12 protein-coding genes are annotated in these 9,561 nt (G+C 58.4%); 5 read left to right on the top strand and 7 right to left on the bottom strand.

The window, feature by feature from the left end; all coding sequences use genetic code 11:
- From E4K64_RS38535 to bioB, 6 genes are all read right to left on the bottom strand, one after another.
- On the bottom strand, positions 1-208 hold a 208-nt coding region (locus E4K64_RS38535), incomplete at its 3' end, for a transposase (RefSeq protein ID WP_135163638.1).
- A gap of 210 nt (positions 209-418) precedes the next feature.
- Positions 419-1,684, bottom strand: a complete 1,266-nt coding sequence (locus E4K64_RS38530) for an adenosylmethionine--8-amino-7-oxononanoate transaminase (protein ID WP_126262152.1) — start codon at positions 1,682-1,684, stop codon at positions 419-421.
- Positions 1,681-2,316 carry a dethiobiotin synthase gene (bioD, locus tag E4K64_RS38525; protein WP_126262151.1) on the bottom strand — a complete coding sequence of 212 codons (636 nt, stop codon included), beginning with the start codon at positions 2,314-2,316 and terminating at the stop codon, positions 1,681-1,683. The genes E4K64_RS38530 and bioD overlap by 4 nt, the downstream gene beginning before the upstream one ends.
- Entirely contained in the window at positions 2,316-3,467 is a 1,152-nt protein-coding gene (locus E4K64_RS38520) for an 8-amino-7-oxononanoate synthase (protein ID WP_126262150.1), read from the bottom strand. Before E4K64_RS38520 ends, bioD begins: the two co-directional genes overlap by 1 nt.
- A 76-nt stretch (positions 3,468-3,543) precedes the next feature.
- Positions 3,544-3,897, bottom strand: a complete 354-nt coding sequence (gene panD / locus E4K64_RS38515) for an aspartate 1-decarboxylase (RefSeq protein WP_126262149.1) — start codon at positions 3,895-3,897, stop codon at positions 3,544-3,546.
- 50 nt (positions 3,898-3,947) lie between these two features.
- Positions 3,948-4,943: a biotin synthase BioB gene (gene bioB / locus E4K64_RS38510; RefSeq protein ID WP_126262148.1), complete on the bottom strand. Its 996-nt coding sequence runs from the start codon at positions 4,941-4,943 to the stop codon at positions 3,948-3,950.
- 114 nt (positions 4,944-5,057) lie between these two features.
- Between bioB and E4K64_RS38505 the strand changes: the two genes are divergently transcribed.
- The 4 genes from E4K64_RS38505 (at position 5,058) to E4K64_RS38490 (ending at position 8,284) form a co-directional block, all read left to right on the top strand.
- Complete coding sequence (locus E4K64_RS38505) at positions 5,058-5,693, top strand: GntR family transcriptional regulator (protein WP_126262147.1); 636 nt, start codon at positions 5,058-5,060, stop codon at positions 5,691-5,693.
- A 132-nt stretch (positions 5,694-5,825) separates the two neighbouring features.
- Entirely contained in the window at positions 5,826-6,143 is a 318-nt protein-coding gene (locus E4K64_RS38500) for a Dabb family protein (protein WP_126262146.1), read from the top strand.
- Between the two features lie 138 nt (positions 6,144-6,281).
- Positions 6,282-7,691: an aminodeoxychorismate synthase component I gene (gene pabB / locus E4K64_RS38495; RefSeq protein ID WP_126262145.1), complete on the top strand. Its 1,410-nt coding sequence runs from the start codon at positions 6,282-6,284 to the stop codon at positions 7,689-7,691.
- On the top strand, positions 7,688-8,284 hold the full coding sequence (locus tag E4K64_RS38490; RefSeq protein WP_164719155.1) for an anthranilate synthase component II: 597 nt from the start codon (positions 7,688-7,690) through the stop codon (positions 8,282-8,284). Before pabB ends, E4K64_RS38490 begins: the two co-directional genes overlap by 4 nt.
- Positions 8,285-8,373: 89 nt before the next feature.
- Here the strand turns inward: E4K64_RS38490 and E4K64_RS38485 are convergent, their stop codons facing one another.
- Entirely contained in the window at positions 8,374-8,772 is a 399-nt protein-coding gene (locus E4K64_RS38485) for a hypothetical protein (RefSeq protein WP_235884956.1), read from the bottom strand.
- A 579-nt stretch (positions 8,773-9,351) separates the two neighbouring features.
- Between E4K64_RS38485 and E4K64_RS38480 the strand changes: the two genes are divergently transcribed.
- On the top strand, positions 9,352-9,561 hold a 210-nt coding region (locus tag E4K64_RS38480), incomplete at its 3' end, for a transposase (protein WP_135162981.1).

Here is a 9,561-nt window from a genome sequence, read left to right as displayed (position 1 = left end):
CGGTGGGTTCGGCGATCCGACTCCCGCCGCCCGGACCGAAAACATCGGCAGCGCTGCCTTCGAGCTGGGCCTTCCACGATGTGATCTGATTGGGGTGAACGTCGAACTGCTCCGCCAGTTGCGCCAGCGTGCGGTCACCCTTGACGGCGGCAAGTGCCACCTTCGCCTTGAAAGCCGGAGTGTGGTTCCGCCGTGCTCGTCTGCTCATCGTCTCTCCTGATTCGCGGGTCAATCTTGCCCGCCGTCAGGCAGAAACTCCACTTATCGCGCTGTTCAGATTTGCGGGACCAGCTCAAAGCACGATTAGCCTGCTAGCCGTAGGCGCAGCATCCTCCTTGTACTATCAAACGGCAGCAATACGGACACTTTCGCCTTGCAAGATCCTGTCACCGCAGACGATTGCAACTTTTATGGCACCTCACATCAGCAAGTCCGCAGCGTCACGGATGGCAGCATAGATTTCATCAAGGTCGGCCGCCGTAACGCAGTAAGGCGGCATCACGTAGATCGTATTACCGAGTGGGCGTAACAGCAGATTCCGCGCTTGGAAGAAAGCCAAAAGCTTCGGCCCGATGTCCGCCAGATAGCCGGCATCGCTCGTGTTGAGTTCAAGCGCTGTGACTGTTCCTGTGCGTCGGACGTTTGCGAACCGTGAATCGGCGCAAAATGGCGCGAGTGCCTGTTCTTGCATCCTGGCCAAGGATGCCACCCGCCTGCGATATTCCTGTTGCTGCCATAGGTCCAGATTGGCCTTGGCGGCGGCGCAGGCCACTGGATTGGCCGTATATGAGCTCGAATGGAAAAACGTACGCGTGCGATCTTCAGAATAATGCGCATCGAAAATATCGGCACGACAGAGTGTGACGGCGAGCGGCAGCGCCCCAGCCGTGAGGCCTTTCGAATAGCAGGCAATATCGGGCGTCACATCGGCCTGCTCACACGCAAACAAGCTACCCGTCCGGCCCCAGCCCGTCATGACCTCGTCGGCAATGAACAGGACGTCGAAGGCTTCGCAGATTCGCTTCATCTCTCTTAGCACCGAGGGAGAATACATCAGCATTCCACCGGCACCCAATATCAGGGGCTCCACGATAAAGGCTGCCGGATGTTCGTTTCGACACGCGTTTTCAAGCGCATCGAGCGCTATTTGCTCACGATCTCTTGCGGGGAACGGAATCGAGGTCACCTCGAACATCAGCGCCCCGTAGGCCGCATTGAAAACGCCTCGGCTACCTACCGACATCGCCCCGATCGTGTCGCCATGGTACGAGTGCTGCATCACCACAATTTGGGTTCGCTGTCTTCCGGTATTGTGCCAGTAGCCGAGCGCCATTTTCAGCGCGACTTCGACGCTGGTTGACCCGCTATCGGAGAAGAACACATGCTCGAGCGCCGGGCAGGTGAGCTTCAATAGTTCCGTCGCAACTTGCTCAGCCGGGTCGTGAGTGTATCCGGCGAAGATGACCTGGTTGAGCTTGCCTGCCTGTTCTCGGATCGCGTTCACGATGCATGGATGGCAATGGCCGTGGGTCACGACCCACCAGGAGGAGATTGCATCGATAAGGCGTCGGCCATCTTCTGTGTAGAGATAAGCCCCCTCTCCCCGCAGCACCTTCGTCATGTCCGGCTGTAGAGCATGCTGCGTGAACGGGTGCCAGATCGGCGACCTCTTGGCTATCCTCATAGGTTCAGGAAATCACTGCCAAGAAAGGAGTCTTTGAAAGCGGCCTGCAGCCTTTCGTCCGTGAGCGGAACAAGCCACGGGAGCCGTCCCAACCAACGCACTCTCCCGATCTCGCAAATCGCGCTTTCAGTTTCCGCGTTTCTTTCGCCAATGAACGCAATTCCAAGGATTCGAATCTGACGCTTCCGCAGAGCCTCTATGGAGAGCAGAGAGTGATTGATTGTGCCCAGTCCCGTCCTGGCGCAAAGCACAACGGGAAGCTGCCAGCGTTCGAAGATGTCGATGTAAAGAGTGCGCGCTGTCAGCGGCACCATGAGCCCGCCGGCGCCCTCGATCACCAGTTGCCGCTCGCCGCTGTCCGGCAGTCCAAGCGTCTCTGTGTCTATGCGAACGCCGTCGATCTCCGCGGCGTAATGGGGCGACGCAGGCGTCCGAAGTTGATAGAGCTCCGGGACAATCCGATCGGCCGAGAGGCCGCCGAGGCGGCGGACGCACTCGGAGTCGGTCTCTTGTTCCAGTCCAGCCTGGACCGGCTTCCAGTAATTCGCGCCGAGAAGGCCGGCGAGCCCTGCGGAAAATACCGTTTTGCCGACCCCGGTGTCCGTACCGGTCACGACGATCCGCTTATTCATCAAAACGAGCCCCTTGTCACCTCAACAAGCGCATCGAGCATTGCGCGCACGTCCGCTTCCCCAACATTCAGTGTCAACGAAATTCGCAAACGCGCGGTGCCTGTTGGGACGGTTGGCGGCCGAATTCCGCGGATGTCGAAGCCGCGCGCCTGCAGAGCAGAGGCAAGTCGCATTGCATGAGCATTGTCACCCACTATGTACGGCACGATCTGAGAGGTCGACGGCGTGTGCAAACCAAGGGAGGTGATCTGCCGATGCGCGAACGAAACAAGTTTGGCCAGCCGTTGCTGCCGCTCCGGCTCTTCCTGCAGGATGAGGAGTGCCTCTCGAACGGCAACGGCCATCAATGGTGATGGGGCCGTGGCAAAGATAAACGGACGGCAGCGATTGACCATGAAATCGCGCAGGATGCCGGAGACCGTAACAAGTGCACCCGCCGCACCGAGCGCTTTGCCGCAGGTATGAACGACGATGAGATTGTCCCGCCTGTCATAAGAGGCTGTGAGCCCTCGTCCCTGAAGCCCGTAAGCTCCTGTGGCATGAGCCTCATCCACGATCAGAAATGCATCATGGCGATCGGCGATTGCCACCAGCTCTTCGAGTGGAGCGAAGTCGCCATCCATACTGTAGAGACTTTCGGCCACAATCCAGACGCGGCCCGCTCCACCTTTGGCTCGCCAGTCGCGAATTGCGTCTTCGACTGACTGAGGATCATTGTGCGCATGAATTCGGCACTCTGCGCGGCCGGCTCGCGCCCCCTCGTGAATACTGGCGTGCACGAGCGAGTCGAGAACGAGCAGATCGCCCCGCTGCGGCAGCGTTGTCAGGAGGGCAAAATTTGCGATATAGCCGCCTCCAAAGAAAAGCGCTGCCTCCGCGCCAAAGAACTGAGCAGCTTCGGTTTCGAGCCGTTCATGCTCCTCGCAATTGCCGCGCAGAAGCCGCGACCCGCCTGCTCCAACCGGAGTGCCCGCCTCCAGCGCGGCGACCATCGCCTTTTTGATGCGCGGGGCGCTCCCGAGCGCCAGATAGTCGTTTGATGCGAAATCGATCCCCACGCGCGGCTTGAGGCAGCGCAGCCGTTTGTCTTCGTTCAAGGCATTCAACGCCGCGACGTAGGGACTAAGTCTAGCTGCTTGCATTGACCGCATTCATCGCTCCCAGGATCGCATCAAATCACGCAAAAGATCCGTTGGCCGTTGAAGAAGGATGGATAGCCCTTGAGGCTCAACTTGCCAGGATGCGATTGTCCTGGTCCACACGCACAATGCGTGGCTTGAATATCTTTGCTTCAGCCTCGCCGAATGAGGCATATGCAACGATAATGATCTTGTCTCCGGGCATCGCGAGTCGGGCGGCCGCACCGTTCAGGCTTATCGTGCCAGACCTCGGCGGCGCCTCGATCACGTAGGTGGCAAAGCGCGCCCCTGTTTCGACATTGTAGATTTCGACGCGCTCGTTGATCACCATTCCCGCCGCCTCCAGGAGCGCACGATCTATCGAGATCGAGCCTTCATAGTGCAGATCAGCTTCGGTCACTGAGGCGCGATGGATTTTTCCCTTCATCAAAGTTATCTGCATTTCTCACCTAGGCTGGATGTAGGGGCAACATATTGCGCGCACTGCTTTCGTCAGGCGAGCCCGGACGTGATGCCGAGCCGGGCCAGGAGATCCGCATCGCGATCAACTTTCGGGTTTTTGGTGGTCAAGAGCACGTCGCCGATGAAGATCGAATTTGCGCCGGCCAAGAAGCAAAGCGCCTGCAATTCATCGCTCATGTATTGCCGCCCGGCGGACAAGCGAACCACACTCCTTGGCATCATGATCCGCGCGGTCGCCACCAGGCGGACCAGCGCGATCGGATCGGGAGGCTCCGCGGTGTCTTCCACCGGCACGCCTTCGATCTTGTTCCATAGGTTGATCGGCAGGCTTTCGGGATGGCTGGGAAGATCGGCGAGCAGCACGAGCATACCTAGGCGGTCCTCGATGTGCTCGCCCATCCCGATAATCCCGCCGCAGCAGATCTTGATGCCGGCATCGCGCACATGCGCCAGCGTATCGATGCGGTCCTGCAGGCTACGGGTCGTGATGATCTTGCTGTAAAACTCGGGTGATGTGTCGACGTTGTGATTGTAGAAGTCAAGGCCGGCCTCGGCGAGGCGCGCGGCCTGCTTCGGCGTCAGCATGCCCAGCGTGACGCACGTTTCCATGCCGAGTCCTTTGACCGCGTTGACCATGTGGCAGACGGAATCAAGATCGCGATCTTTTGGCGTGCGCCAGGCCGCGGCCATGCAGAAGCGCGTGGCGCCGGCATCCTTCGCGCGCTGCGCAATCGCAATCACATCTGGGCAACGCATCAGACGGGTGGCTTTCAGGCCGGTCTCGTAATGCGCGCTTTGCGAGCAGTAGCCGCAGTCTTCCGGGCAGCCGCCGGTCTTGATGCTGAGCAGGCTCGCGGTTTCGACGTGGTTTGGATCGAAGCTCTTGCGATGAGCGCGCTGCGCCTGAAACATCAGGTCGGCAAAAGGCAGGTCGTAGAGCGCCTTAGCCCGTTCGACGTTCCAATGATGACGAACCTGCGCCCCTTTGCTTGCTCCCTTCCGTCCGACTTGCGCAGCAGCATCCATAATCCAATCCCGCTCAATTGTAGATAATCGCGTGAATTATCTATAGTCACCGCTCTCGAAGAGATGCTAATCGAGCTGCCTCGCAAATGCACCGGTTATTGCGGTAGATAATCTATGATCATTGCTGACAACATGACGACGGTCGCGCGCATCGCGGACTCAATCGCTGAGCGCATTATCAGCGGCGCCTTAGAGCCAGGCGCGCCACTGCGTCAGGATCACGTTGCACGAGAATTCAATTCCAGCCACGTCCCGGTGCGCGAGGCCTTTCGGCAGCTGCAGGCACAACATCTTGTTGTCGCTGTGCCACGCCGCGGTGTTCGGGTTGCCCCGCTCGATACCCATTCAGTGAAGGAGATCGCCGAAATGCGCGCTGCGCTGGAAGTGGTGGCATTGCGCCATTCGGGGCCAAGGCTCACAACAGCTCATTTGGCTCGGATCGAGCTCACCGTGATCGAAGGAGACAGTGCAAAGACGATCGAGGAGTTTGAGATGGCCAACCGCACCTTTCACCAAGCCTTGGTCGCGCCGTGCGGAATGCCGCGTCTGCTCGCGAGCCTCGATGGACTGCAGCTTGCCAATTCTCGATTGGTATTCGCGATGGCGCGATCGGCGGGCTGGCGACCGCGCTCCAATCAAGATCACCGCCTGATTCTTCAAGCCTTGCGAACGCGCAATATCGATCAAGCCTGTAATCTGCTGACGCGGCACATTCAAACCATTGAGCGCCTTACCCTTCCCGCGTCCTGAGCAACTCTGGCAAGCTTCATTGCGGATCGCTGACGATCGCAAGCGACGAGCATGCAGCAAGTGACTAGCCTCATTGCAACGGGTTCTATTCCCAGATAGTTATGCCCCCACTAGCGACATCTCCGGACGGCCATGATTCGTCACATCGTCTTCTTCAGCGCCAAGGACAAGTCGCATATCGACCAGATCATCGAAGGTCTTTCGCGTCTCACCGCGATACCACATGCGCGCCGGCTTGAGGTTGCCCGCAACCGCAAGACCGATCAGCTCGGCAATGATATTGACATCGTGGTCTATGGTGAGTTCGACAGCGAGACGGAGCTCGCAGCGTACAAAGCGCACCATCTCTACCAGGAATCGATCAAACGGGTCCGACCGCTCCGCGAGCTGCGGTTCGCGGCCGACTATGATGTATCAATAGATACCCCTTTCGCCTCAACGGCAGGATGATCGAGGTGCTGTGGCAGCAAAAAGTCCACCGCCGGGTTAGTTTGGCAATGGCCTCAAGTTTCATGCCATCGCAGACAGGCGTCGCTCTCATCGGGTGGGGCAACAGATGGAACGACACTTTCACGACGTCAGCGGCCGGTGACCTATAACCCGATGTACGTTCGCGAGTTGCAGTGGATTGAACCTGTCACAGCGATGCGACGTCTTGGGCATCGATCGCATCTCACGTTTCTCGATAGCGCAGCAAGGCACGAGCTGCTTGGGCGCTACTCATATGTAACGTGTGACCCGTTCAGCACCTATAGGGTCGCGAACGGCCAAGCCAGTTGGAACGGTCTGACTCTCGAGGCCGATCCATGGAAGGTCCTTCGCACGCTACTCGCGAAGTACCCGCAAGAGCATCGTCCCGATCTCCCGCCGTTCCAGGGAGGAGCGGCAGGCTACCTTGCCTACGACATGAACAGGACATTGGAGCGATTGTCTGCGCCGGCAATTGTCGGTCTGGGTTTGCCCCAATCCATCCTGCATTTCTATGACGTGGTCATCAGCTTCGACCATCGGGATAACAAATGCTGGATTGTCTCGACCGGATGGCCGGAGCATGATCGCGTGCGACGGAGCGAACGAGCGCGTCGTCGAGCTGACGAGTTTGCAGCATTCCTTGACCGTCCAATGGCGCCACAGAATGGTTGTGCCAGCAAAGCAGGCGCTTGGAGCTCGAACTTCAGCCGCAAGGGCTACATTGCGGCGGTACAAAGCGTGATCGACTTGATCCTGGCGGGTGACGTGTTCCAGACGAATATTGCGCAGAGTTTCAGCACCCGCCTGCCGACCTCGTTTGATCCGCTCGCCTTCTATTGCCAGCTACGATCATCGAATCCGGCGCCTTTTGCGGCCCTGCTGCGATGGGGAAAGCTGACCATCGCATCAAGTTCGCCGGAACGATTCCTGAAGCTTAACGAGCAACAAGTCGAGACACGACCCATCAAGGGCACGATCGCGCGTTCGCCTGATTTCAATGAAGACCACCGCTGTGCGGCTGTTCTCCTCGCTTCCGAAAAGGATCATGCCGAGAACACGATGATTGTCGACCTTTTGCGAAATGATCTGTCACGCGTTTGCACTGCGCATTCGGTCGAGGTTCCGGCTCTGTGCAATCTCGAGTCCTATGCCTCGGTGCACCATCTCGTGTCGATCGTTACGGGGGAACTTGCCGGAGGGGAAGACGCCGTTAGCCTGCTTCGTGCTTGCTTTCCCGGGGGCTCCATTACGGGAGCGCCAAAGGTGCGGTCGATGGAAATTATTACAGAAATCGAGCGCATAGCGCGAGAGGTCTATTGTGGGGCGATCGGCTTCATCGGCTTCAACGGGCACATGGACACAAGTATTGCGATCCGCACCGTCACCATCGACGGTGACCTGGCTGTGTTTCATGCGGGCGGCGGTATAACGGCCCTGTCGGAGCCCGAGGCCGAATACGAGGAAACGCTCGCCAAGGCAAAGCGAATCTTTGATGCATTCGGTTCTGAACCAGCTGGTGCATTTTGATTGTCATCATCGACAATTACGATTCCTTCGTATTCAACATTGCCCGCTATTTCCACAAGCTCAGTGAAGCAACGGAAGTGATCCGAAACGACGCTATCAGCATCGGCGAGCTCGTTGGTCTCAAGCCCCGCGCGGTGGTCATATCGCCCGGCCCCTGCACTCCAACTGAGGCAGGAATATCGACAGCAGTGGTTCGCGAACTTTCGGGACGCGTACCAATTCTCGGCATCTGCCTTGGACATCAGTGTATTGCGAGCGCTTTCGGAGGACGGGTGGCGCGTGCGCATCGGCCCATGCACGGTCAGCGCTCATACGTTGCGCATGACGGCCGAGGGTTATTCAAGGGGCTGCCAACCCCGCTTGACGTCGGACGCTACCATTCTCTTATCGTCGAGCTTGATCAGTCATGTGCGCAGAACCTCATAGTGACAGCGCGTTCGGAGGAAGGCGAGATCATGGCCCTCACGCACGGCTATTATCCCACCTATGGGGTCCAGTTCCATCCTGAGTCGATACTTACCTCACAGGGGCACGTCCTGCTTATGAACTTCTTGCGACTCACAGAGGATTTCCGAAATCGCGCGGAGCAATGAGAGGCTCGGCCTGCGCATCAAGATGGTGGACGGTTGGTTTCCGACTTGGTTGGAAGGCGCAGCGTCATATGGCAGGCATTTTGTGGCAATCAGCGCTGTTCGGTGCTCGGCTCCGCAGTCAGCGGCGCGCCTCCGACGGAAACCGGACCTTGCGGCTTCGAGGGCCGGACGTCTCTCTTGGCCGGCTTGGATGTGGTGCGCACGGGTGGGAAAGAAGCAGCAGGAGCAGGAGAGGCAACAAGCGCCCGATTGTGCAGCTCCTCGAATCTTTGGGTCAGGGCTGTGATCTGATCCGAGATCCGCTTTAGCTCGGCTTGCTGCGCGTCGACGTTGCGATTGAGCTTGGCAACTTCATCGGCCGTCTTCTGCTGCCCTGATTGCATACCTAAAAGGACGTCCCTATCCTCAGGTGACAAGTCAAACGTAGGAGGCACGATTTCATGAGCCGACGGCGCCTCGGCAAACATTTCGATATTCATATTCGTCAAAAAATAGGCTCCTCCGGCGCAAAGAACGAGCAATAAGGCTAGAAGAGTAAAGCTCCACCGAAAGCCTTTCGACGGTCTCTGCAGGACCGGCGGCAACTCCGATGCTTGGGATTGATCCGTCACAGCCACACCCCGCTCTCATCATCTCGATCTGCTTTCGTTGTTCTCGTTGCCGCGATAGCAGAAGATGGTCAAGAGTTGCCGCAAGCCGCCCCCCCCCGCTGCATCGTTTTCAGCAATGTTGTCCCCAAAGCCGGGTCTTGATCGCATCAGGGTTTTTGCGAGCAACGCACTGCGCTGCGGGTGGTGAGGTAAATAATGAGGGCCGGTAGAGGGGATTACCCGTGAAGCACATTCATACCTGTGCTCTTGAGAGGGCCGCCTCACCGAAAGGCAATGCGAGTCGGGGATTTGCTAGGTGAGGCTTCCAGCGGTCCTGTGCCTGATTGTTCGAGGATCCGTAGTGGTAGCGTCGAAGTTGAGTTGGCGCAATGAGCTGGTCCCGCAAATCTGAACAGCGCGATAAGTGGAGTTTCTGCCTGACGGCGGGCAAGATTGACCCGCGAATCAGGAGAGACGATGAGCAGACGAGCACGGCGGAACCACACTCCGGCTTTCAAGGCGAAGGTGGCACTTGCCGCCGTCAAGGGTGACCGCACGCTGGCGCAACTGGCGGAGCAGTTCGACGTTCACCCCAATCAGATCACATCGTGGAAGGCCCAGCTCGAAGGCAGCGCTGCCGATGTTTTCGGTCCGGGCGGCGGGAGTCGGATCGCCGAACCCACCGTC

Origin of the sequence: Bradyrhizobium frederickii, from assembly GCF_004570865.1 — a bacterium.
GTDB lineage: Bacteria > Pseudomonadota > Alphaproteobacteria > Rhizobiales > Xanthobacteraceae > Bradyrhizobium > Bradyrhizobium frederickii.
The sequence above is the reverse complement of the archived record's forward strand: the minus strand, read 5'-3'. Positions and strand labels throughout refer to the sequence as shown.

Coding starts and splice junctions, on each gene's coding strand:
- E4K64_RS38530 (WP_126262152.1), bottom strand. CDS start 1,684: ATGAGGATAGCCAAGAGGTCGCCGATCTGGCACCCGTTCACGCAGCAT.
- bioD (WP_126262151.1), bottom strand. CDS start 2,316: ATGAATAAGCGGATCGTCGTGACCGGTACGGACACCGGGGTCGGCAAA.
- E4K64_RS38520 (WP_126262150.1), bottom strand. CDS start 3,467: ATGCGGTCAATGCAAGCAGCTAGACTTAGTCCCTACGTCGCGGCGTTG.
- panD (WP_126262149.1), bottom strand. CDS start 3,897: ATGCAGATAACTTTGATGAAGGGAAAAATCCATCGCGCCTCAGTGACC.
- bioB (WP_126262148.1), bottom strand. CDS start 4,943: ATGGATGCTGCTGCGCAAGTCGGACGGAAGGGAGCAAGCAAAGGGGCG.
- E4K64_RS38505 (WP_126262147.1), top strand. CDS start 5,058: ATGATCATTGCTGACAACATGACGACGGTCGCGCGCATCGCGGACTCA.
- E4K64_RS38500 (WP_126262146.1), top strand. CDS start 5,826: ATGATTCGTCACATCGTCTTCTTCAGCGCCAAGGACAAGTCGCATATC.